The organism is Lysinibacillus louembei (assembly GCF_033880585.1).
In the GTDB taxonomy this organism is placed as follows: domain Bacteria; phylum Bacillota; class Bacilli; order Bacillales_A; family Planococcaceae; genus Metasolibacillus; species Metasolibacillus louembei.
On record NZ_CP137624.1, the window covers coordinates 3,530,113 to 3,554,250 of the forward strand.

27 protein-coding genes are annotated in these 24,138 nt (G+C 40.5%); 2 read left to right on the forward strand and 25 right to left on the reverse strand.

Annotated elements, in window-relative coordinates:
* Positions 1–35: 35 nt before the first annotated feature.
* Together abc-f and R6U77_RS17660 are read right to left on the reverse strand one after the other, a co-directional pair.
* Complete coding sequence (gene abc-f / locus R6U77_RS17655) at positions 36–1,808, reverse strand: ribosomal protection-like ABC-F family protein (RefSeq protein WP_319836647.1); 1,773 nt, start codon at positions 1,806–1,808, stop codon at positions 36–38.
* 103 nt (positions 1,809–1,911) lie between these two features.
* Positions 1,912–2,052, reverse strand: coding sequence for an RAxF-45 family protein (locus R6U77_RS17660; RefSeq protein WP_319836648.1), 141 nt, complete (start codon positions 2,050–2,052; stop codon positions 1,912–1,914).
* Positions 2,053–2,332: 280 nt separating this feature from the next.
* Here R6U77_RS17660 and R6U77_RS17665 point away from each other — a divergent pair, with 280 nt between their 5' ends.
* Positions 2,333–2,725, forward strand: a complete 393-nt coding sequence (locus R6U77_RS17665) for a RidA family protein (RefSeq protein ID WP_319836649.1) — start codon at positions 2,333–2,335, stop codon at positions 2,723–2,725.
* Positions 2,726–2,766: 41 nt separating this feature from the next.
* On the opposite strand, the gene panD is transcribed toward R6U77_RS17665, so the two are convergent.
* The 9 genes from panD to R6U77_RS17710 form a co-directional block, all read right to left on the reverse strand.
* Positions 2,767–3,150 carry an aspartate 1-decarboxylase gene (gene panD, locus R6U77_RS17670; protein ID WP_293921015.1) on the reverse strand — a complete coding sequence of 128 codons (384 nt, stop codon included), beginning with the start codon at positions 3,148–3,150 and terminating at the stop codon, positions 2,767–2,769.
* A 3-nt stretch (positions 3,151–3,153) separates the two neighbouring features.
* Positions 3,154–4,005, reverse strand: coding sequence for a pantoate--beta-alanine ligase (gene panC, locus R6U77_RS17675; protein ID WP_319836650.1), 852 nt, complete (start codon positions 4,003–4,005; stop codon positions 3,154–3,156).
* Positions 4,006–4,842 carry a 3-methyl-2-oxobutanoate hydroxymethyltransferase gene (gene panB / locus R6U77_RS17680; RefSeq protein WP_319836651.1) on the reverse strand — a complete coding sequence of 279 codons (837 nt, stop codon included), beginning with the start codon at positions 4,840–4,842 and terminating at the stop codon, positions 4,006–4,008. It lies immediately after the preceding gene.
* Between the two features lie 689 nt (positions 4,843–5,531).
* Entirely contained in the window at positions 5,532–6,512 is a 981-nt protein-coding gene (locus R6U77_RS17685) for a biotin--[acetyl-CoA-carboxylase] ligase (protein WP_319836652.1), read from the reverse strand.
* Entirely contained in the window at positions 6,493–7,647 is a 1,155-nt protein-coding gene (locus R6U77_RS17690; protein WP_319836653.1) for a CCA tRNA nucleotidyltransferase, read from the reverse strand. The genes R6U77_RS17685 and R6U77_RS17690 overlap by 20 nt, the downstream gene beginning before the upstream one ends.
* Positions 7,644–8,780, reverse strand: a complete 1,137-nt coding sequence (gene bshA, locus R6U77_RS17695; RefSeq protein ID WP_319836654.1) for an N-acetyl-alpha-D-glucosaminyl L-malate synthase BshA — start codon at positions 8,778–8,780, stop codon at positions 7,644–7,646. The genes R6U77_RS17690 and bshA overlap by 4 nt, the downstream gene beginning before the upstream one ends.
* Positions 8,781–8,800: 20 nt before the next feature.
* Positions 8,801–9,205 carry a methylglyoxal synthase gene (gene mgsA / locus R6U77_RS17700; RefSeq protein ID WP_293921023.1) on the reverse strand — a complete coding sequence of 135 codons (405 nt, stop codon included), beginning with the start codon at positions 9,203–9,205 and terminating at the stop codon, positions 8,801–8,803.
* A 17-nt stretch (positions 9,206–9,222) separates the two neighbouring features.
* Complete coding sequence (gene dapB, locus R6U77_RS17705) at positions 9,223–10,017, reverse strand: 4-hydroxy-tetrahydrodipicolinate reductase (protein ID WP_319836655.1); 795 nt, start codon at positions 10,015–10,017, stop codon at positions 9,223–9,225.
* Positions 10,014–10,352 (reverse strand): nucleotide pyrophosphohydrolase, encoded by a 339-nt coding sequence (locus R6U77_RS17710; RefSeq protein ID WP_293921025.1) that lies wholly within the window; start codon positions 10,350–10,352, stop codon positions 10,014–10,016. Before R6U77_RS17710 ends, dapB begins: the two co-directional genes overlap by 4 nt.
* Before the next feature lie 140 nt (positions 10,353–10,492).
* On the opposite strand from R6U77_RS17710, the gene R6U77_RS17715 reads away from it, so the two are divergent.
* On the forward strand, positions 10,493–11,359 hold the full coding sequence (locus tag R6U77_RS17715) for a YitT family protein (RefSeq protein ID WP_293921026.1): 867 nt from the start codon (positions 10,493–10,495) through the stop codon (positions 11,357–11,359).
* A 94-nt stretch (positions 11,360–11,453) separates the two neighbouring features.
* Here R6U77_RS17715 and R6U77_RS17720 read toward each other — a convergent pair whose 3' ends face one another.
* From R6U77_RS17720 to aroC, 14 genes are all read right to left on the reverse strand, one after another.
* The gene (locus R6U77_RS17720) at positions 11,454–12,134 is read right to left on the reverse strand and encodes a zinc metallopeptidase (RefSeq protein ID WP_293921027.1); all 681 of its coding nucleotides are present in this window, start codon (positions 12,132–12,134) and stop codon (positions 11,454–11,456) included.
* Positions 12,135–12,400: 266 nt separating this feature from the next.
* On the reverse strand, positions 12,401–13,009 hold the full coding sequence (gene lhaT, locus R6U77_RS17725) for a lipoprotein heptaprenylglyceryl N-acetyltransferase LhaT (protein ID WP_319836656.1): 609 nt from the start codon (positions 13,007–13,009) through the stop codon (positions 12,401–12,403).
* A 64-nt stretch (positions 13,010–13,073) separates the two neighbouring features.
* Positions 13,074–13,871, reverse strand: coding sequence for a menaquinol-cytochrome c reductase cytochrome b/c subunit (locus R6U77_RS17730; protein ID WP_293921029.1), 798 nt, complete (start codon positions 13,869–13,871; stop codon positions 13,074–13,076).
* A 39-nt stretch (positions 13,872–13,910) separates the two neighbouring features.
* Positions 13,911–14,585: a menaquinol-cytochrome c reductase cytochrome b subunit gene (gene qcrB, locus R6U77_RS17735; RefSeq protein WP_293921030.1), complete on the reverse strand. Its 675-nt coding sequence runs from the start codon at positions 14,583–14,585 to the stop codon at positions 13,911–13,913.
* A gap of 23 nt (positions 14,586–14,608) precedes the next feature.
* Positions 14,609–15,112 (reverse strand): QcrA and Rieske domain-containing protein, encoded by a 504-nt coding sequence (locus R6U77_RS17740; RefSeq protein WP_293921031.1) that lies wholly within the window; start codon positions 15,110–15,112, stop codon positions 14,609–14,611.
* A 144-nt stretch (positions 15,113–15,256) separates the two neighbouring features.
* On the reverse strand, positions 15,257–15,703 hold the full coding sequence (locus R6U77_RS17745; RefSeq protein ID WP_319836657.1) for a DUF2487 family protein: 447 nt from the start codon (positions 15,701–15,703) through the stop codon (positions 15,257–15,259).
* A 97-nt stretch (positions 15,704–15,800) separates the two neighbouring features.
* Complete coding sequence (locus R6U77_RS17750; RefSeq protein ID WP_293921034.1) at positions 15,801–16,352, reverse strand: ReoY family proteolytic degradation factor; 552 nt, start codon at positions 16,350–16,352, stop codon at positions 15,801–15,803.
* Between the two features lie 15 nt (positions 16,353–16,367).
* A complete protein-coding gene (locus R6U77_RS17755; RefSeq protein ID WP_456319668.1) occupies positions 16,368–17,612 on the reverse strand; it encodes a tetratricopeptide repeat protein in 1,245 nt (414 codons plus the stop codon).
* Between the two features lie 239 nt (positions 17,613–17,851).
* Positions 17,852–19,144, reverse strand: coding sequence for a 3-phosphoshikimate 1-carboxyvinyltransferase (gene aroA, locus R6U77_RS17760; protein ID WP_319836658.1), 1,293 nt, complete (start codon positions 19,142–19,144; stop codon positions 17,852–17,854).
* Positions 19,145–19,217: 73 nt separating this feature from the next.
* The gene (locus R6U77_RS17765; protein WP_293921037.1) at positions 19,218–20,315 is read right to left on the reverse strand and encodes a prephenate dehydrogenase; all 1,098 of its coding nucleotides are present in this window, start codon (positions 20,313–20,315) and stop codon (positions 19,218–19,220) included.
* On the reverse strand, positions 20,312–21,412 hold the full coding sequence (gene hisC, locus R6U77_RS17770; RefSeq protein WP_293921038.1) for a histidinol-phosphate transaminase: 1,101 nt from the start codon (positions 21,410–21,412) through the stop codon (positions 20,312–20,314). Before hisC ends, R6U77_RS17765 begins: the two co-directional genes overlap by 4 nt.
* A 17-nt stretch (positions 21,413–21,429) precedes the next feature.
* On the reverse strand, positions 21,430–21,792 hold the full coding sequence (gene aroH, locus R6U77_RS17775; protein ID WP_319836659.1) for a chorismate mutase: 363 nt from the start codon (positions 21,790–21,792) through the stop codon (positions 21,430–21,432).
* Positions 21,789–22,877, reverse strand: coding sequence for a 3-dehydroquinate synthase (gene aroB, locus R6U77_RS17780; protein ID WP_319836660.1), 1,089 nt, complete (start codon positions 22,875–22,877; stop codon positions 21,789–21,791). The genes aroH and aroB overlap by 4 nt, the downstream gene beginning before the upstream one ends.
* Position 22,878: 1 nt before the next feature.
* On the reverse strand, positions 22,879–24,060 hold the full coding sequence (gene aroC, locus R6U77_RS17785) for a chorismate synthase (protein WP_319836661.1): 1,182 nt from the start codon (positions 24,058–24,060) through the stop codon (positions 22,879–22,881).
* Positions 24,061–24,138: the final 78 nt, after the last annotated feature.

Consider the following 24,138-nt stretch of genomic DNA (forward strand, 5'->3'; position numbering starts at 1 on the left):
TTATAAAAATAATAACCACATGTGGTCTTCACCTCCTATTCCTCTCGTAACCACTGCTCATACAATGCTTCTAGTTGCTGCTCTAGTTTTGTACGCTGTATAGCAGCAAGTGTTGGTTCCTTTAATTTGATTTCTAATTTTTCGATTTGTTCTAAAGTAGAGCGTGCTTTTTGACGTTGAACTTTCTCGACTGGTGCTTTTTCAACAACTGTACGCTTTGCTTTTGCCCACTCATAATCACCGTCATACACTGCAATTCGCTGATGCTCAACCCATGCTATTTTCGTGAATAGCTTTTGTAAAAAATAACGATCATGTGAGACAGCGATAACTGTCCCTTCAAAGGTTTCCAAGGTATCCTCTAGCACTTCACGTGATTCAATATCAAGATGGTTGGTCGGCTCATCTAGCACCAATAAATTGATTTGTTGATGCATCAGCTGCGCAAGACGTAAGCGCATTTTTTCGCCACCACTTAAATTTTTGATTTTTTTGAAGACATCATATCCGTAAAATAGAAACTGCGCTAGTATGTGGCGTGCCTCTGCCTCGGAGACAGCTACTGCTTCACGGAAAACATCTACTACCCGTGCCTCCGTATCGCGATAATCAAATTGCTGTGATAAGTAGCCAATTTTAACATTGCTGCCAAGCTTACAGCTTCCCAGCTGTGGTGTGACTTCACCCGTTATCATTTTTAGCAGCGTCGACTTGCCGCAGCCGTTGTCACCAACAATGGCTAGTCTGTCTTGGAAATAGACAGATAAGTCACTATCAGCAAATAGTATACGCTCATAGCGATGTGTAACATTTTCAAAGGCTACGACTTCCTTGCCACTGCGCTCTGACATTGTTAATGATAAATTCATCTTTTTTATGTTCGATGGCTTTTTCACTCTCTCCATTCTCGCTAACGCCTTCTCCATGCTCTTCGCTCGACGGTGCAAGCTATCGCTAGGCGGATTCGCTTCATTTGCCCATTGCTTTAGCCGTTTAATTGCTTCCTGCATCTTTTTGATTTTCTTCTGTTGTTCCTCATATTGCGCAAATTGCTGTTCAATTTTTTCCTGCTTTTGCTGGACAAATGCATCATAATTACCATGATAAGTGTGGGCCTCGCCATCTTCTATTTCCACTATTTTTTGTGCAACCTGATTCATAAATTGACGGTCATGTGAAACGACAATGACGATGCCATCAAATTTTTGCACATGCCCCTCAAGCCATTCAATTGCCCGCATATCTAAATGATTTGTTGGCTCATCTAATAATAAAATTGATGGGTTTTGCAATAAAATTTGCCCTAGCATCACCTTTGTTTTCTCACCACCACTTAATGCTTCAAATGGTTGTGCTAAAAAAGGATGAATGCCTAAGCCATTGGCAACGGCAATCAGCTGAGAATCTAGCTCATAGCCACCTTCTTGCATAAATTGCTCCTGTATTTGCCCGTATTGCTGTAAAAGCTTTTCGGCTATTTCCCCCGCCTGCATTTGCTGCTCAAATAACTCCATTTTTTCCTTCAAGGCAAAAATCGAAGCAAAGGCTTCCTCTAACACGGCTCTCACCGTATATGCTGGATAGCTCGGTATTTGATGTAAATAACCAAGCGTTGCTTCCTTGCTTTTAATAATACGACCTGTATCTGGTGTGTCCTCGCCTGCTAATAGGCGCAGCAATGTCGTTTTGCCACAGCCGTTTGGACCGACAACGGCAATATGCTCTCCTGTATTAACCTCTAGCTGTAGTCCTGTAAAAATTTCATTGCTACCAAGTGTTTTAGTAATCTGCTCTGCTTTTATTTGCATTGTTATGCCCCCAAATAACGTGCGGAAAAGGCATTTTGAACGTCAAAAAAAGACTGCACATTAACATGCAGTCTTTTCCTTAATTGCTCGTGAAAAAGAATGGTTAATCCGCTACGTTTCGTATTTTGATTTGCTTAAAAAAGGACATACTCGTCCCGTTGTTCGCAAAATCAAAAGTAATTACACGTGCAAAGTACATTGCAGTATCCACTTTTACACCTGTAGTCATAGCGTTTTGAATCATTCTTTTTCACCTCCGTTCATTTAAATTAGTTATAGTGTAGCATACCTTTATAGATTTTGGAAGAAGGGGTTTTAAAATATTGTCAGTTCATAGTACAATAAAGCATAATACTTCAATCATTTGTTAAGGAGGGTATCCATCGTATGAAGAAAAAAATATTGTTGTTTTTATCATCTGGATATGGATATTCCACTGCTGTTTTTTTCTAAAAAATACTTAAAGGGAGAAGTGTGCCCATTTTTAGCAAATGCAGTAGCAATATAATGATGAGGTGACATAAATGAATCAAATTATGAGAACAAATCCAACAACAATGCCAAAGCCTGTTGGCAACTACACACACATAACGAAAATCCCAAGAAATGCAGAGCTATTTGTGTTATCAGGACAAATTGGTACAGGTATGACAGGACATTTACCTGAGACATTCAATGAGCAAATGCACAACACGTTCCAAAATATTAAGCTAGCTTTACAGTCAGAAAATTTAGATGCAACAAACATTATTAAAGTAAATGTTTGGGCAACAGAGCTGATTGATTGGCATTATTTTTATAAGGAATGGGACGATTTCTTCGAAAAAGAATACCCAGCAATGACAATAGGCTATATTGCTGCACTTGGCTTGCCAGAAATCAAAATCGAAATTGAAATTTGGGCAGCAAATCCATAAAATAAGAGGTGTGAGCTTAAGCTCACACCTCTTTTATTGCCCTACATCACTGTTGCTTCTGGCTCGTAGCTAATCATTTGCTTAATCGTGTTATTGTCACCCATAATCGCTACAGTTGGCTTATGGTCACGTGCTTCATTTGCGTCCACATAAACGTATGAAATAATAATAACGATATCGCCCTTTTGTACAAGGCGTGCAGCTGCACCATTAACACAAATAACGCCACTGCCACGCTCTCCTGCGATAATATATGTTTCAAAGCGTGCCCCGTTATTGTTGTTGACAATATGCACTTTTTCGTTCGGCAGCATACCTACTGCATCTAAAATATCCTCATCAATTGTAATTGAGCCAACATAGTTTAAATCCGCCTGTGTTACTTGTGCACGGTGGATTTTGCTATTCATCATCATGCGAAACATTGTTTATTCTCCTTCTATTTGAAAAATTAAATTGTCAATTAGTCTCGTTTTACCAATATAAACAGCTACTGCTAGTAAAAATTTATTTGTTTGCGCTGTAATTGCTGCTAAATCAGGATAGCTTAAAAGCTGTAAATAATCAATGCGACCTGCTGTATTTGTCGTAATATGCTTGTCAGCAAGCGCAATGGCTTCCTGTGCATTTTGCGTTTGTAAAAAATGTGCCTTCGCTATATTTAATGCCGCAAAAATTGCTGGTGCTTCCGCCCGCTCTTGCTCTGATAAATAGACATTGCGACTCGATTTTGCAAGCCCATCCTCTTCACGAACAATCGCAATCGTTTTAATTTCTAGAGGGAAATTAAAATCGCGCACCAGCGTCTCAATAATCGCAACTTGTTGGGCATCCTTTTGCCCGAAATAAGCGCGCATCGGCTCTGCTAAATGGAATAGCTTTGCGACAACTTGCACAACTCCATCGAAATGTCCTGGTCTGCTTGCACCGCATAAAATCGTTGCCTGACGTCCTACTAATAGCTTAATGCCACCGTCTGCTGGATACATTTCCTCCACGCTTGGTGCAAAAATTACATCAACGCCTGCAGACTGTGCTAGCTCCGTATCGCGTGGTAAATCGCGCGGGTATGATTCAAAATCCTCGTTTGGTCCAAATTGTGTTGGATTGACGAAGATGCTCATAATGACAACATCGTTGTCTGCCTTTGCTGTGCGAGCAAGTGTTAAATGTCCATCGTGCAAATAGCCCATCGTCGGAACAAGACCGATTGTTTTTTGTTCTTTCTTCGTTTGTTGGACGAATTGCTTTAGCTCCGCAATCGTTGTGACAACTTTCATTTATTTGACGCCTCCATATAGCTGGTTCAGTTCTTCATCTTTCATTGTAAATTGATGCTCTTTCGCAGGGAATGTGCCTGTCTTTACTTCACGTACATAGCTTGTAATACCATGCTCAACTTCATCACCAACATGTGCAAATGCTTTAACAAACTTCGGAATATGGTGCTTGCCGTATTGCACTAAATCGTGGAATACAAGCACTTGCCCATCCGCTTCAGCACCTGCTCCGATACCGATTGTCGGAATCGTTAAAGCCTGTGAAACTGCCTCTGTTAGCTGATGTGGAATACACTCTAATACAACGGCTGCTGCCCCTGCCTCCTCACATGCCCTTGCATCTTCAATAAGCTGCTGTGCTTGCTCAGCTGTTTTCCCTTGCACTTTATAGCCACCGAGCACCCCCGCTGATTGTGGCAATAAGCCTAAATGTGCGACAACAGGTATGCCTGCATCTGTTAGCTTCTTAATGACAGGAATTACATCGCCTGCTCCTTCAAGCTTTAATGCATTAGCATTCGTTTCCTGCATCATACGGACAGCTGTTTTTAATGTGTCATTTACATCGCCATGATAGGAACCAAATGGCATATCTACGACAATAAATGTGTTTGGCGCACCGCGGCGCACTGCCTTGCTGTGATGAATCATGTCATCAACTGTCACACGCATTGTTGATTCATAGCCAAGTACAACCATCCCTAAAGAATCACCGACTAAAATCATATCGACTGCCGCATCCTCAGAAAATTTAGCATTCGGGTAATCGTATGCAGTAATCATGACGATTTTTTCACCTTGCTGCTTCATTTTCAAAAAATCACTTGTTGTTTTCATATGCATCCTCCTTGTTGTATGAGAAGAAAACATAAAAAATCCTTCTATCCAAAATTGGACAGAAGGATTGCGTTGTACACATTCTAAACGCTTTCGTTTTCTCCCGTCCCTGTCTAATAAGATCAAGGCAGACTATTGTTTATTAGTATTTATTGCTGGTACAGTTCTATATAGATACTGTCCTTAAGCATACTATAACAAGTTTTATGGAAAACGTACAGTACAATGTACTGTGATTTTTCATTAAGTTATGTGCGATTTGCTCACAATATTTGCGAATTTTCATGCTTTATCTGCGAATTTCCCTAAGATATCTGCGCTTTTTCACGAGTTATTTGCGAATTTCTCAGGATATCTGCGCTTCTCATGAGTTATCTGCGAATTCTCCAGGATATCTACGCTTTTTCACGCTTTATTTGCGAGTTCTCCAAGATATCTGCGAATTTCCCTAAGATATCTGCGCTTTTTCACAAGTTATCTGCGAATTTCCCTAAGATATCTGCGCTTCTCACACTTTATCTGCGAGTTCTCCAGGATATCTACGCTTTTTCACGCTTTATTTGCGCTTTTCTCAGGATATCTGCGCTTTCTCATGAGTTATCTGCAAATTTCTCAAGATATTTGCGCTTTTCACGCTTTATTTGCGAGTTCTCCAAGATATCTGCGCTTTCTCACGAGTTATCTGCTAATTATTGTACCTCTATATCCGCAGAGTAAACACTTTTAATTTCGCCATTTGCTGTGCGAATTTCAAGGACGCCTGTTTCTGTAATACCAACCGCTTCGCCTTCAATCACTTCGCGCAATGTAGTTGCACGTACATGCTTGCCAATTGTGCTAGAAGCTGCCTCCCACAATTTTTTAATTGGCACAAAGCCTTGCTTAACATATATGTCGCCAAATTGCTCTAAATAGCCAAGGTATTTTGCAACGAATATGGCACGGTCAATTTTTTCTCCTTCTTCAATTGCCATGGATGTCGCAATGCTATGTAGCTCCTCTGGGAAATCAGCTTGCTGCTGGTTAACATTAATTCCTGTACCAATTAACAATGCTTGTATGCGATCTGCCTCTGCCACCATTTCCGTTAAAATACCAGCACATTTTTTGCCGTTAATTAAAATATCATTTGGCCATTTAATGGATGGCTTAAAATTATAACAGACATCACTCATTGCATGAACAAGAGCCACAGCCGTTACAAGTGTGAATTGTGGTGCTTGATGTGGCAATATATTTGGACGAACGATCGTTGTCATCCAAACACCCTGTCCTTGTGCTGAATCCCAAGGACGCTGCATGCGTCCACGCCCTGCTGTTTGCGTCTCAGCAATAACAACCGTACCATCTGCTGCACCATTGCGAATTAATTCATGTGCAACAAGCTGTGTCGAGTCTACTTCATCGTAATGATAAATTTTATGCCCATAGCGAGCTGTTGCCAAATGTGTGGCAATTTGCATTTCATCGAGCTTGTTTGATTTGGCAATGAGGCGATAGCCCTTTTTCTTCACTGTATCAAATGTGTAGCCATCTTGCTGAAGTGCTTGCATATGCTTCCAAATAGCCGTTCTGGAAACATGCAGCTCATCCGCTAATTGCTGCCCACTAATCGGCTCACCGTTTGCAGTTAAAAAGCGCTGCAATATTTTATCCTTGATAGATGTCATGAAACCATTCCTTTAATTGGTCTTTATTATTTTCCACTTGCTTCGTTAATACAGCGAGCAGCGCTGCATGTAATGCTTCTTTCAGCCATGCACCGCCCTTTGCCTGCGACCATTGCATCAAGTCATGTCCACTGATTGCAAGCTGCTGTATTGTAGCAATTGGCAATGCTGTCTTGTTAGCTACAATTTCTTGCTTAGAAAACGCGATATTGTCGCCTCGCCATAATGCAATATCATAGGCTGCTTCTAATACTTCAAGCGCATAGTAAAAATAATCTAGCACTTGCCAGCCCTCGTGTAGCCTACGATAAGCCTGTGCTACTTGCTTGGCAAATACCTTTTCCTTATTTGAGCATTTATAATAGGCAAAAAAGGACTCTTCCTCGTTTAAAATATAAAAATAAGCCCAGCCAACGAGCTGATTGTCTGTTTGGAATTGGTTCCAATCACTTGCTGTAAATGAGCCTTGCAAATAATTGCTCAATGTTGTTTGCTCAAGCATCGCAATGCCCTGTGCTGGAAAAGGGCTTACCCACATTTTATTGAATTCTGCGTGAATGCGCTCCTTTGCTACATATTGAATTTGCTGTGCTAACGATTTAATCGCTGCCATCGTGTCAGGCTCAATCGTAAAGCCGAGCTGTGCGCTAAAGCGAATTGCACGAATCATCCGCAGTGCATCCTCTTGGAAGCGCCGCTCTGCATGCCCAACAGCGCGAATTACTTTATGTTGAATATCCTGCTGCCCATTATATAAATCAATAATCTTACCAGTATGCGTCATCGCCATTGCATTCATCGTAAAATCACGACGTGCCAAATCCTCTGCTAAAGTGCGGACAAATTGCACCTCATCTGGTCTACGATGGTCTGTATAAAGCCCGTCTGTTCGATAGGTCGTCACCTCAATTGGCTCACCTTCATCAAGTACCAACACTGTACCATGCTCAATACCTACATCGATTGTCTGCTGAAAAATAGCCTTTACTTCTGCTGGCAAAGCGCTTGTCGCTACATCGACATCATTGCTTTGTTTGCCGATTATAAAATCGCGTACGACACCACCTACAAAAACTGCTTCAAAGCCTGCCTGCTCTATTTTTTCAATTACTCTCTTTGCCGCTTGCCACATCATATTGTCATTCCTAATAAACGCGCATATAAGTCCTCATATTGCGCAATAATTTTTTCAGATTGGAATTTGACCTGTGCTGTGGCTATTGCAGCAGTGCGGAATTGCTGTAGCTTATTGTCATCCTGTAATAATGTTAAGGCATACGCAGCGACTGCATCCGTATCATGCAAATCAACGATATAGCCGTTTATACCATGCTCAATAACCTCAGGTATACCACCGATTGCTGTACCAATACCTGGAACACCACATGCCATCGCTTCAAGTAACACTAAGCCAAATGATTCTTTTTCTGATAATAAAAGCTTTAAATCACTAATTGCATATAACTCAGCGATATTTTCCTGCTTCCCTAAAAACAAAATGTCTGCACTATATGGTGAGCATTTTACTCGCTCCATTACGCGATGCTTTTCAGGACCATCCCCTACAAGAATCAGCTTTGCTTCCATTTGTGCACGCACCTTCATAAATGAATCGATGACATCTGGCAAATTTTTAATCTTTCTAAAGTTTGACACATGAATCAATACTTTTTCATGTGGCTGGATGCCAAACTGTGCCTTTAAGTATTCAGCATTTAATGGCTTAAAAACTGCCTCGTCAACAAAGTTATACACCGTTTCAATCGGCTTTGTCGTCTCAATTAGCTCATACGTTTGCTCTTTTAATGCATCGGAAACAGCTGTGACAATATCCGATTGCTCAATGCCATATTTAATTGCCTGTGTTAAGCCAGAATCTTGCCCTAAAACTGTTATGTCTGTTCCATGCAATGTTGTAATAATGCGTACATCTCTTTTTGACATTGCTTTTGCTAGCACTGCACAAACCGCATGTGGAACAGCATAATGGACATGTAAAATATCCAATTCTTCATTTTGTATGACATCAGCCATTTTACTTGCTAATGCAATATCATATGGTGGATATTGAAAAACAGAGTAATTGTTTACTTCCACTTCATGAAAGAAAATATTTGAATAAATTTTATTTAAACGAAAAGGTACGCTCGATGTAATAAAATGAATTTCATGGCCACGCTCCGCTAACATTTTCCCAAGCTCTGTTGCGATAACACCAGAACCACCGACTGTCGGATAACATGTAATACCAATTTTTAGCTTTTTCATTGTACCCCTCCATAACTTCTTTACTGCCTGCGCTCCGCAATCAAGCGCCAATCAACTAGACCTTCTTGCAAGCCCTTTAATAAAATTTCAGCAGTGCCCATATTCGTTGCGAGTGGAATATGATAGACATCACATAAGCGAACGAGTGCTGTTACATCAGGCTCATGTGGCTGTGCTGTTAATGGATCACGGAAGAAAAACACCATATCCATATCATTATTTGCAATCATCGCCCCTATTTGTTGGTCGCCACCTAAAGGACCTGAGCGAAAGCGTGTAATCGCTAAGCCTGTTGCCTCCTCTACGCGTGAGCCTGTTGTTCCAGTCGCGTATAAATCGTGCTGTGCGAATATATCTTGGTAAGCAATGGCAAACTGAACTAAATCGTCCTTCTTACGGTCATGCGCAATTAATGCTATTTTCATCACATGTCAGTCCATTTCTAAAGTATATTTTCAAGTCCATACACAAGATGCTCAATACCGACTACCGTTTCTACACAAAATACAATACCGCTCATAAATGATTCTCGATTTAATGAATCATGGCGAATTGTCAAAAGCTGTCCTTCCCCACCAAATAGCACTTGCTGATGTGCTACAAGGCCTGGCAAGCGGACAGAGTGAATACGCATCCCGTCGAAGTCACCTCCACGTGAGCCTGTAATTGTTTCATGCTCATCTGGATGGCCTTGCTCTTTTGCTTGGCGTACTTCCGCTATCATCTGCGCTGTTTTCACACCTGTACCACTCGGTGCATCCAATTTTTTATCATGATGCATTTCGATAATTTCAACATCGCTAAAGTATTTCGCTGCCTCCTTCGCAAATTTCATCATCAACACAGCACCTAACGCAAAATTGGGTGCGATAATGCAGCCAATTTGTTGTTCCTGTGCAAGCTGTGTTAACTCCTCTAGTTGCTCCTCTGTAAAGCCTGTCGTTCCAATAACCGGTCGTACTTTATGTAATAATGCTTGCTTCGTATGCTCATATACGGATTGTGGGTTCGTTAAATCAATTAAAACATCTGGCTGTGTTTGTGCAACAAGCTCATCAAAGCTTGTAAAAATAGGCACTTGATAATCGTTAGGAAATTGTTCTAGCTCGCCCAGTGTTGCACCTATTTCCTTATAATCAAGCACTGCTACAAGCGCTAAGCCTTCACGCTTCATTACGGTATGTACAGCCTCAATTCCCATTTTTCCACGTGCACCTGCAATTGCTACTTTAATCATCCTTCCCCGTCCTTTCTCGTCCAGCGATCTTTATCGCGTGTTTCGAATTTCTGAAGCACGCGTAAAAGTGCTTCGTCTAGCTTAATCCCTTGTGCATTGGCAAAGCATACAAGCACGAAGAAAAAGTCTCCAAGCTCTTCTTCAATGCTACCTATATCCTCTGTTGCTTTCTTCTTTTTCTGTCCGTAAACATCTTGGACTTCGCGTGATAGCTCACCTAATTCCTCTGTTAATCGCGCTAATAGCTCAAAAGGAGGGAAATAGCCTTCCTTGAATTGTCCAATATAATCGTCCACACGTTGCTGCAATTGCTGCATTGTTATTTCTGTTGTCATCCTATCACTCCTTATCTTTAATTTATAGATTTCACTGCGTATTGTCAAAACATCAAAAATGAAACATAATAAAAGGCGTGGAGAAAATGCAAATTTTTGTGCGTGAAGTAGAAAATTCACGCATGTAATGGAGGAACAGGATGAAAGGCATCAAAATTCGCAACATCATCGGTATACTAATTGGAACAGCTATTTTTAGCTTCGGCTTTGTCCACTTTAATATGCAAAACCAATTAGGTGAGGGTGGCTTTAGCGGTATTACACTTATTTTATATTTTACACTACATTGGGACCCAGCCTTATTGAACTTGCTATTAAACATTCCGATGTTTATTATTGGCTGGCGCTTACTCGGAAAAAAATCTTTAATTTATACGTTAATCGGAACTACATCTGTTTCGCTGTTTCTAAAGATTTTCCAGCTATATGAATTTCAAATGAATTTGCAGGATGATTTACTGCTCGTCTCACTTTTTGCGGGAGTATTTGTTGGGCTTGGATTAGGAATTGTTTTTCGTTTCGGTGGGACAACAGGAGGCGTCGATATTGTCGCAAGGCTACTTCATAAATATGTTGGCTGGTCTATGGGAAAAACGATGTTCGCCTTTGATGCAGTCGTTATTTTATTATCATGGCTGACGTTTTTAGATGCTCGCTCTATGATGTATACGCTTGTAGCAGTTTATGTCGGTGGACGAGTTATTGATTTTGTGCAGGACGGCGCCTATTCGGCAAAAGGGGCAATCATTATTTCTCCTCATACAAATGCGATTGCAGCAATTATTGCGGAAAAAATGGAGCGTGGCATTACGCTTCTTGAAGGGCATGGCTATTTCACAAAAGAGCAAAAGGATGTAATTTATTGTGTCGTTGGGCGCAATGAAATTGTGCGTTTAAAATCGATTATTCATGAAGTCGACCCACACGCATTCGTTTCCATTTTAGATGTACGTGATGTGGCTGGTGAAGGCTTTACTTTAGATGATAAAAAACAGCCGATTCATTAACGATAAAGGCTAATGGTAAGTTTCGCAATGTTATCAGATACTTGCTATTAAAACATAAAAAAATGTAGGTGCAAAAACGCACCTACATTTTTTATTAATCATCTGAGCGCATACCTGTGTAAATTAATACTAAACGTAATAGCTCTAACACTGCTACAGCTGCTGCTGCTACGTATGTCATAGCGGCTGCATTTAATACTTTTTTCGCAGAGCGTTCTTCGTTATTTCCGATAATACCAAGTGAAACGACTTCATTCATTGCTCGCTTCGATGCATCAAACTCTACTGGTAATGTTATGATTTGGAACACAACACCAGCAGCTAATAATACGATACCCAATAATAATAAATTTGGTTGTGATGCGATAACACCAATTAATACAAATATCCATGAAGCATTTGAAGAAATATTTGCTACTGGTACTAGCTTTGAACGCAATGTTAAAAATGAATAAGCTTCTTTATGTTGAATTGCGTGACCTACTTCGTGTGCCGCAACTGCTGTACCAGCAATTGACGTATTGTAGTAGTTATCCTCCGATAATGCTACTGTTTTTGTTGCTGGATTATAATGGTCAGATAAAAACCCTTGCGTTGGTACAACACGAACATCAGTCAATCCATGCTGATCTAAAATCATACGTGCTACTTGAGCACCAGACATTCCTTTAGCAGCTGGTACTTGCGCAAACTTTTTATAGGTGCTTTTTACTTTCATTTGTGCATAGATTGGTAAAATTAACACAATCGCAAAATAAATAATGTACATTGCCATATTTTCTGCTCTCTTCCCCTCTATCTTTAGTTCCAACTACTATTTTAAATAGTTTTGACAACTCATGCAAACAATTACCTCTTTTTATTACACATTGGCTCATCACCATCAATTGCGGCTGACAAGCTAAATGACATATGGAGGTGTCTATCTTTATAAAAGACTGAAAATATCGCTGATTTCCGCTATGGGGGAGCTTTTCACAGGCGCGGGCTCCGCTATAATCAACTTAGATTCAATAAAAGCAGCTACATTGAAAATAAGCCTTAAAAATCCGATTCCCTTATTGGTTGAAGCTTCCCTTTATATGTAAAGTAAGCAATTACAATACATACTATAGATAACCAAAATGTGAAATAACCGATTTGGCTAGCAAATTGATCTAAAATACGGTAGTAAGGCATTTGACCAAATACATAATCAATGACATCATTATGCAATGTCCAAATTGCTGCTACAGCAACATGCCAAAATTGGAAGCGATACTTTGGTATGTACAGCACAGCTTGTACCGCCATCATGAAATGTGAAAATACAAGCATCCAGCCCATCCAGCCAATATAGCCTGTTTCAACAAGCGTTAATAAATTCATCACAACTGCCCACAGACCATATTTCACTAATGTCACCAAGGCTAATACTTCCATCAATTTAACATGCTTGCCTAATAACCAGCCAATAATAGCAAAGCAGAAAAATAAGCTAGCGGTTGGACTATCAGGAACAAAAATATAAAAAATAGGCTCCGTTGTTGCTAGCTGAGCGCCATACCAATAGTATCCGTAAATTGTTCCAAGAATATTAATAATCAGCAATAAAATTAAAAATGCTTTATTTGTAAGTATATGCCAACATTGAAAAATTAGTTGCTGCATAGCAAATTCCTTTCTTCTATCACATTGAAAAAAAGAGAGTCAGTACACTGACTCTCTTTTAAAATTATTCCGCTTCTTTTAGGCTAGCAATAAACTCTGCTAACTGATCAAGTTCTTCTTCTGTACCGTCAAATGCGCCACCTGGCATACCGCCACGACCATTTATTACGATCTCTTTTACTTCCTCAGCTGTTAATTCATTACCTAAAAGCATAGGTGCACCTGTTCCACCAGTTAAGTCACCACCGTGACAACCAATACAAGATGCTTGCGATTGGAAAATTTCATAACCTGGAGAGCTTTCATCAATCTCTACATCAGGTAGTAATCCTAAATCTTTATCCGTAATCACACCTTGAGCTTTAGCAGCTTCCCAGTCATGATTTGCAACAGATTCCCAAGTTAAATAAATCATTGAAGCGATAGCTAATAACATGAATGCTGTTGGCAATGGACGTTTAATCGGACGACGCTCTGGCGTTGTATCTAAGAATGGTACAAGCGCTAAAGCACCAAACGCTAAACCTGGAATAACGATAGCTCCAATCACATTATATGGACCTGAAGCAAAAGTATATTTTAATAATTGGTACATGAATAAGAAGTACCAGTCCGGTAACGGAATATAAGAAGCATTTGTTGGATCTGCCGGACCTTCAAGTGGTGAAGGGTGAGCGACAGTTAATAATAGGTACCCGATTAAGAATAAAGCACCTACCATCCATTCTTTTAATAAGAAATCAGGCCAAAAGGCTTCTGTTTTTCCTGGATACTCGGAATAATCTTTAGGCTTGTTCGGCATACGGTTAGTCGCTTTAATACGCGAATCGCCTACGAACTTCATACCTTTTCCGCGTTGCATAGTGTCCCCTCCTTAAAAAATCATTCAAACATTGTTAAATCAAAGTGGTCCTGAAATACCTTGACGACGAATCATGATAAAGTGTGCTGCAAGTAAAGCAAATAATGCAGCTGGTAAGAAGAATACATGAATCGCGAAGAAACGTGTTAACGTTGCTGCACCTAGAATTTCAGCATCACCTGCTAATAAAACTTTAATCATTTCACCAATAAATGGTACAGATGCTGCGATTTCAATACCTACTTTTGTTGCAAACAATGCTTTCATGTCCCAAGGAAGTAAATAACCTGTGAAACCTAACCCAAGCATTACACCAAAAATACCTACACCAACAATCCAGTTTAGTTCACGAGGCTTTTTATAAGAGCCTGTGAAGAATACACGAAGCGTATGTAAGAACATCATTACGATAACTAATGAAGCTCCCCAGTGGTGCATACCACGAACGATTTCACCAAATGCTACTTCGTTTTGTAAATAATAAACTGATTTCCATGCATTTTCTACGTCCGGTACATAATACATTGTTAAGAACATACCAGATAAAACTTGAATTACTGTAATGAAGAAAGTTAATCCACCGAAACAGTAAACAAATGCTGAAAAGTGATGGGCAGGGTTTACGTGCTCTGGCACTTCGTGGTCGGCAATATCACGCCAAATAGGTGTAATATCTAAGCGCTCATCGACCCAATCATAAATTTTATTTAGCACTTGATTAGTACCCCCTAACTAAATTAACTAAAAGTATTCGGGACTTTTTTCCCGATCATTAAGAAACCATCTTTTTCTGCCACTTCATATTGGTCTAATGGGCCAAGAGGTGGTGTACCTGCTACGTTTTGACCGTTCTTCTCATAACGGCCAAGGTGACATGGACAGAAGAACTGCTCCGGATGCTCTGAATCTCCAGCCCAGTTTACAGTACAGCCTAAATGCTTACATACAGGTGAAAGTGCGACAATTTGATCACCGCTCTTATATACCCATGCTGCTTCTGTTACATCCGATTTATACCAAGCATCCACCTGCTCGAATGTAAAGTTTACGCTAATAGGTTCTTCTGTAATATCTGCAACCTTTTGACTTGTTAAAATAAAGTCGCCTTCTGCTTTTGTTTGTAATACTGGATCAATAGCAAAACGCACCATTGGCATTAACATTCCCGCCGCCATAAATCCACCAACACCAGTTAAAGTGTAGTTTAAAAATTGACGTCGCGTTACTCGATTATTACTCACTCTTTTCCCCCCTCTAACTAAAAGGTCAATACTTTTACAAATAGTAATACTAGGACATATCTATGATATATCAATAAAATAAGTTGGTCAATACGACATTCGGTCGTTTTCGACACTTTGTGAACATTTCATGAAGCTATTTGACTACTTTGCCCATTGCGCTGTTAACTTTGGAATAATCATCTTTAATTGGTCTTCTAAAATTTTTTGCTTCATGCTTGCATCCATAGATTCTAATGGAATTGCTGGAAGCCAAATGATATTGTAGTCTGCCTCAAAGCTTGTCCATTGATGATCGCAAGTGACAAAGAAAATATGTTTGAAGCCTGCGTTTGTTAGCGCCTCTGTCCAAGCAGCAAGGTCAACTTGCTGTGGCGTTTGCTCCAAATAGGCAATTGGCGGAACGAGCATTAGTCTGCCTCGAAATTGCTGTTCAATAAAGGAAGTTAACGACATTAAAAACTCTACTTGTGAACTACTATGCCTTATTTTTGGCTGCTCTAAACCTATATTTAATAATGGGACAACTGCTGTATCAATAAATTGCTGCTGCGCTTGAAATTGTTCTACATCTTTTGCATTAAAAAACATGATGCTTCCTCCTAAATTGAATCATGATAAAGAGCTGTCGGAAAAGTCATCTCTTTTCCGACAGCTAAGGCCCTACAAGTGAAACATGTACTGTTTCCTATTTTTGCACATGCTGTAATGCCTGTAATAAGCTCGATAGCTCAAAAAAGCGAGTTTTATCGCCTTGATCTAACGCCTCATCAATTTCCTTCAAAAGCTTCTCCTCTTGAAAGGCGCGCATGCTATCTTTTAACAATTGCTCGGCTAAAATTCGATCTTTTTCGCTAATATGCAAATATTTCGGCATATAAGGGTTTTCCTCCAACACCGCTAAATATACTTGGTTCGGTGGTATATTTGGAAAGTTTATTTGAATATACATCATTTCATCTGGGTTTAACCTTAAATCGTGAAATGACTTTTCCGCATCTGCCGTCATAATATTGCCTTTATAAAAGCGAAATGGTACACCATTACTTTCAACAGAGGACATGACAATTGCGCGCGGGCAGTAATGTGCTTCTTCTACAAAGCATACATTTTCTAGCAACTTTTCATCGCTTAATAGGTAATTTAAAATCCATACACATTCCCTACGCTTCAATTGGTAATTTTTCAAAAACCATCGCACAAATATCTTTTTCTCTGCAATTGGGACGGATGATGCCATGCTACAATGCCCCCTTTACTCAAAGCTCTCGTATAAATCAATCCATTGTTGCTCTGTCGGCTGTAGTGTCATTAACCTCTTCACAACTTCCTTCGCTTCATCACGTTTGCCATCTTCAATTAGAAAATAACTATACGCTTCTAAAAATACTTCATCATCCTTAAAATCATTATATGCTTTCTTGTAAATAACGTATGCTTTTTCGAACTGTTCATCCTGATTATACGCTTCTGCAACAAATGGCGCTAAAGCTGTCCAATCAAATTGCTCCTTCTCCAGCTGCTCATACAATTCAATAATTGCCTCATACTGTTCTTCTTTACTGTAAATCGACATCAGCACTAAAATTGCTTCCATATACTCAGGGTCCAGCGCAACCGCTTGCTGCAAATGTTCAACTGCCTCATTTGGCAAGTTATTTTTCAACGCCATTTTTCCTGCAAATAAATACAGCGCCTTGTCATATTCGTCGCGTGCTAGCCCTTCCTGAATCGCTTGATACGCGCGCTTATTATCTTCCAGCATCGCATAGCTTTCTGCGAGCAATAAATAGGCAGAAAAATAATCGGGATCCAGCTCTTTTAAATCTTCAAGCTGCTTTGTGGCAAGCTCATATTTTTCGGTTTGAAATGCTGCATATGCTGAACCAAATAACATATCTGGCGACACTTCATCCTCTAACGCTTCCATATAATAGTCAAGCGCTTTTTCATAGCCTGCCCCTGCACGATACACTTCAGCTAAGCGCGCAGCTAATGAAACACCTGCAAAATTTTTATCGAGCGTATATAATTCATCATAAATGCGCGCTGCCTCTGTAAAGCGTCCCGTTTCAAACAAAAGCTCTGCCTTGGCAAATTGCAATAACGGTTCATTCGGCAAAAGCTCTACCGCCTCATTGATACGCTTTTCTGCTACTTCAAATAAGCCTTGCATTTGATAATAATCTGCTAATGCGAGCAATGCTTGCGGGTATTCTGGCGACTCTGTATCAACGGATAAAAGTAGCTCTAATGCCTCATCCTCCTCACCAATTTCCATCATCACATTTGCTCGATCGATGATGAGCTGCGCTTCTTCCGGAAATAGGAACTGCAAATGCTCTAACGTTCTGTTAGCCTGCTGTAAATAGCCATAATGCATAAACGACTCCGCTATTTCATATTGTGCATTCGGCTCTGCATTCATTAAAAACTTCTCCAACAGCTGGTCTATTTTTTGCAAATCTCCATCCTGCATTGCTTGTTGTAATTGATTGATATTTGCCACAATATTTCACCTTTTCTTTCTTAAGTCATTCCCTATGCTACATGACAACTAGCTATCTAACAAGAAAAAATGCTTACGATAAAGAAAGAAATGCAGCAAGCTTTCAAAACCCTTTCCTATAGCATTCCCATTCCTTGTGGTTTCTAAAAAACTTTCAAGAAATAACAACAAAACAGCAACAGCTGCCTGAAAAGTAGTATGTTCGCCTACTTTCCAGACAGCTGCTTCGTTTATTTTTGGCTTAATGTTTCTACATGCTCAAAAAACGTTGGATAGGAGACCGCAATACACTCAGCATCATCTAGCACTACTTCACCTTCTGTAATCAGTGCAGCAATAGCTGCCATCATGCCGATGCGATGGTCACCATAGGATTGTAAAGCCGCACCATGTAGCACTGTTGGCCCGTGAATAATCATGCCATCATCCGTTGCCTCAATATTTGCACCAAGCTTTTTCAACTCTGTTACAACCGCTGTAATGCGATCTGTTTCTTTTACTTTTAGCTCCTCGGCATTTTTAATGACTGTTGTTCCTTGGGCCTGTGTTGCAAGCAAAGCTATAATGGGAATTTCGTCAATTAAACGCGGAATAAGTGCACCTTCAATTGTGATTCCTTTTAGCTCAGAACTTTGAATCGTTACTTCTGCAGTTGGCTCTGCTGCTAATTCATCCTCTACCTTGAGCGTCATATTTGCACCCATTTCTGCTAAAACGCTAATAATGCCATCACGTGTTGGGTTAATGCCAACGTTTTTCAGCACAATATGGCTATCTTTTGTAATAGCTCCTGCTACAAGGAAAAAGGCTGCTGAGGAAATATCGCCAGGCACTTTGACATGTGTTGCTGTCAGCTTTTGTCCACCAGCAAATGATACAACGCCATCCTCTACATCGACTTGTGCACCAAATTGACGCAGCATGCGCTCTGTATGGTCGCGAGAAACCTCACTTTCTCGTACAACTGTTGTGCCTTGTGCACGCAAGCCAGCTAATAAGATAGCAGATTTTACTTGGGCACTTGCAACAGGCATCGTGTAATCAATAGCTGTTAGCTCCTTGCCTTGAATAGCAACTGGTGTGTATTGTCCATTTTCACGCCCTGTAATATGTGCACCCATTAAGCGCAACGGATCTGCCACACGGCGCATCGGACGCTTGGCAATAGAAGCATCGCCTGTCATCACTGTATGTAGCTTTGTCCCTGCTAATAAACCAAGCATCAGACGAGTTGTTGTACCTGAATTGCCTGTGTACAACACTTCTGTTGGCTCCTGCCATGCATCGATGCCATTGCTTGTAATCGTTACATTTGTGCCATCTACATCGATTTGTACACCAAGCTTACGGAAGCAATCAATCGTGCTTAAGCAATCTTCTCCTAATAAAAAGCCTTCAACCGTTGTCGTTCCCTCTGCAATTGCTCCAAACATCACAGAGCGATGTGATACCGACTTATCGCCCGGTACAGTAATTGTTCCTTGTAGGCTTGGCTTTTTATAATGTAATTTTGTTGCCTCCATATAAAGCACTCCTTTATTTTTCATTTAATTCATTTATTTGAAAAAGGCAAAAAGTGCAATATGCACTTTTTGCTTATGAAATATACGTTTCAAAGCTTGCCTTGCGGGCAATGCATTTTACTGCACGCTCACGGTCTTCAGCATTTTGAAAGCTAATCACTAAAATACCGAATAAATCTTCACGTGCCTCAACGATACGAATATTTGTAATGCTAATATTGTCCTCTGCTAAATAGCCAGTGATTTCAGAAATAACCCCTGGATAGTCTGGCACATCAACATATAAGTCAAAGGATGTGTAAAAGGCACCTGCTGAAATTGGCAGCTCATCACGCACTTCCTTCGCCATTGCAAAATATTGCTCAATTAAAGAAATATCTCCATCTTGCAACAAGCTTTTCACCGCATCCATTTCCTTTAACCATTGCTCAAGCTGTCCAATTAGCTCCTCGCGATTTTGCACAGTAATATCACGCCATAGCAACGGATTGCTTGAAGCAATGCGGGTAATATCACGGAAACCTCCCGCCGCAATAGAGCTTGTCATTGGAAACTGCGCATTTTCCTGATAAAGCTGATGTACAAGTGAAGCTGCAACAATATGCGGAAAATGGCTGACAACAGCTGTCATATGATCATGCTCCTGCGCATCTACTCGCGTTAATTTGCCGTGTGTATATTTTAATAAAGCTTCAAGCTTTTCAATATTCACCTCTAGCTCTTCAGCATGTGGTGTGAGCATATAATACGCATTTTCAAATAAATGTGGCTTTGCTGCTGTAATACCACTTTTATGCGAGCCTGCCATCGGATGTCCACCGATAAATGTAATGCCCTTTGCTCGTAGCTCTTCAGCTTTTGCCATAATCATGCTTTTCGTACTACCCGTATCTGTCACAATAACGTCTTTTTTCAGCGCCCATGCTTGCATCTTGTCCATCCAGTCAAGTGTTGCGTTGACTGGTGTGCCAAAAATAATGAAATCAGCCTTTTCTGCTGCAGCTTCTGGATGATCCACGACCTCATGAACAACTTGCAGTGTTTTTGCCATTGCGCGTGTTTGAATAAAGGCATCATAGCCAATGACTTTTACTTGCGGCGCTTTTTGCAGCGCTAATGCTACAGAGCCACCAATCAACCCAAGTCCAATCACTAATACATTTTTTGTCACACTAATACACCTTGCTCTTGTAAAACTTCCTCAAGCAATGCTAAAAATTTGGCGTTTTGCTCCTCCGTGCCAATTGTTACACGAATATAGCCTGGTGCGCCAAGCGCTGCCCCACTACGAATAATAAAGCCTCGCTTCATCATTTCTTGGAATATAACGTTACTATCGACCTTCACCTCAAATAAAATAAAGTTCGTTTGTGTTGGGTAATAATTTAAATTATGGCGCTCGCAAAACGCTACATATTGTGCCTTGCCTTTTTCATTTGCCACTCGACATTGTTCAATGAATGCTTGATCTTGTAAAGCGATTGCTGCTACCTCTTGGCTGAGCACAGTATTATTAAACGGTCCACGCACTGCATCTAGCTTTGCAATAATATCCGCCTGCGCAATACCATAGCCAACACGGAATGCAGCCAAACCATAAGCCTTTGAAAATGTGCGCAGCAAAATGACATTATCATATTGACGGAAATAAGGTAAAGTATCTTTATGCGCTGGATCTGTTATATATTCAATATATGCCTCATCTAGCACAACAAGCACATGTGCTGGTACTTGTGCTAAAAACTGCTGCAATTCCTCGTCTGTCACAAGCGTTCCTGTTGGATTATTTGGGCTACAAATCCAAACAACCGATGTTTGTTCATCAATTTGGGCAAGCATTGCAGGCAAATCGTGGCGACCATTTACAGTAGGTACTTTGCGCACTTCAGCACCTTCAATATCCGCATTATGCCAATATTGCGAGAACGATGGGTCTGCCATTACTGTATTCACACCTGGATATAATAAGGCACGTGTAATAATGGCAATTAAATCATCTGAGCCATTACCAAAAATTAGTTCTGTTTCCTCAACGCCTAAATGTTTTGCAACAGCCGTACGCAAATTTTGCGCATAACCGTCTGGATAAATAGCATAGTTTGTATTTGTTGCCTTCAAAAATTCTGCTACTTTCGGTGAGCTTCCAAATGGATTTTCATTGGAGGCTAGCTTCACTACTTCCTCTAACCCAAACTCTCTTTGCACTTCATCTATTGGCTTACCTGGTTGGTATGCCTTCATACTATAAATTTGCTGTTTCCACTTCATCCTAATAGTGCCCCTTTCTATCGTACTAAATCTGGACGTAAACTCACTGCATCATTCAAATAAATATGCTGTACATCGGCTTGCTTCACATCTGTATTCACAAGCATGAGCACACGAATGCATAACGGTAATGCCCCCGCTACATTCATTTCGTGTGTACACATAATAGGCACATATTGCCAACCCTCTAATGTACGTACGGCTTTTGCTGGAAAAGCTGACGTTATATCTGGTGTTGTTGATACAGTAACAGAGGCAATATGCTCAATCTCAATATTGTTAGCCTTTACCATTTCCTGTACGAGCTGTGCTGTAGCTTCCCATACAAGCTCCTGCTCATCTACTGCAATTGTTGTTGCTCCTCTTACTCCACGAATCATGAGACTACCTCCGCTATTAAATTTCTCAACTCTGCATCTACCTCTTGGCAAACAGCTAACTCTACTTTTTGTACGAATGGCTCACCAATTGCTTTTAATAAAACAAATTGTAGCTCGCCATATTCGGCCTTTTTATCTTTTACTAAATATGTTGTTAACTCATCAAATGAATAATCGTTTACGGCGGAGAATGGATAACCATTTGCTACAACGAAATGGAAAAAGCGCTTCGTAAATCCACGCGTTATTTGACCATAGCGCTCACTAAGCAATAAAGAATAAACTAAGCCAATCATTACCGCTTCGCCATGCGCTAATCGCCCATAGCCTGCTGCTGCTTCAATTGCATGACCATATGTGTGACCTAAGTTTAAATATTTGCGAACAGATTGCTCCGTTTCATCCTGCTCTACAATATTCGCTTTAACACGTATACCTAAAGCTAAATACTGTGCTAACAATTGCTCAGGAAGATGAACTAAATTTCCTTGTAGTATTTCCTCAAGCCACTGCGCATCCGAAATCATCGCATGCTTCACTACTTCTGCCATTCCTGATAGCACTTCACGCTCCGGCAAGCTTGCAAGCAGTACTGTATCATAGAGCACTGCTTGCGGCTGGTAAAATGAACCAATCATATTTTTACCTAGTTTATGATTGATAGCTGTTTTACCACCAACAGCTGAATCATGTGCTAATATCGTTGTTGGCACTTGGATAAATGGAATACCACGCATATATGTTGCGGCTACAAAGCCTGCTAAATCGCCAACAGCTCCGCCACCAAATGCGATAATAAGCGATTTTCTTGTACATTGCTGTTCAAGCAAAAATGTTTGTACTGCCTCATAGTTTTCAAAGCTTTTACAGCTTTCACCCGCTGGCATAATAAACGTTTTAAATGCAAAGAAGCTACTATTTGTAAAATATGTTGCCTGTGCCTGCCAAACATGCTCATCCGTTAAAACAATAATTTGATCCGCTTTTTCGAACAATGGCGCATAGTTCGTAAAGGCCTGTGCTAAAATACCTTGCCCAATCATGACTTCATACGTATGTGATGCTGTTTTGACAGAAATATTCATCTTAAAACTCCTTTGTATAACGGCGCATTTCATCAAGCTGTGCTTGTAATTGTGGTAGCTGATCACTATGGAATTGCTCTACAATTACCTTTGCTATTTCCCAAGCAATAACGTGCTCTGCTACGATGGAAGCAGCTGGTACAGCACAGCTATCCGAACGCTCAACGCTCGCTTTAAATGGCTCTTTCGTTTCTATATCTACACTTTGTAGCGGTTTATATAAAGTTGGAATTGGCTTCATCACACCGCGCACTACGATTGGCATTCCTGTTGACATACCACCCTCTAAGCCACCTAAGCGGTTTGTTGCACGCATATAACCATTGTCCTCATCCCATAAAATTTCATCATGCACTTGTGAGCCAGGTAATCGAGCAGCTTCAAAGCCTATGCCGAACTCTACGCCTTTAAAGGCATTAATTGATAGCATTGCAGCAGCTAGTTTCCCATCGAGCTTACGGTCATAATGCACGTAAGAGCCAATGCCTGCTGGTAAGCCTTCAACGATGACTTCAACAACACCGCCAATTGAATCACCCGCTTTTTTTGTCTCATCAATGATTTCCACCATTTTTGCTGATGCTACTGGGTCTATACAATAGCAAGCATCCGCTTCAACGATTGTGCGAATTTCATCAGCTGTTTTGCCTTCAAGTAAGGAAGTATCTGCTTTAATACCTGCAATTTCTGTTACATGGGCAACAATGGAGATGCCTAATTCCTTTAATAGCGCTTTTGCCACAGAGCCTGCTGCTACACGTACAGTTGTTTCACGTGCGCTTGAACGCTCTAAAACATTGCGTAAGTCGCGATGACCATATTTCATACCTCCAACTAAATCAGCATGTCCTGGACGTGGACGTGAAATTTGACGCTTAATTTCATCTGGATCAACATCTTCTGCTAATGGCTCTGCCCCCATAATTTTCGTCCAATGCTTCCAATCATCATTTGTTACAACTAATGCTACTGGTGAACCAAGCGTTTTACCGTGACGTACACCTGCAACAATTTCTACTGTATCTGTTTCAATTTGCATGCGACGACCGCGACCATGCCCACCTTGACGTCGTTTTAAATCATGGTTAATTTGCTCTGCTGTCAATGGCAACAATGATGGCAACCCTTCAATAATTGTTGTTAATTGTGGTCCATGTGACTCTCCTGCTGTTAAATAACGCATAACACACTTTCTCCCTTCAACTCGCTAAAGTATATGTATTTTTCACTATAACATATTTTTCATAAAAAAAAAGGTCGT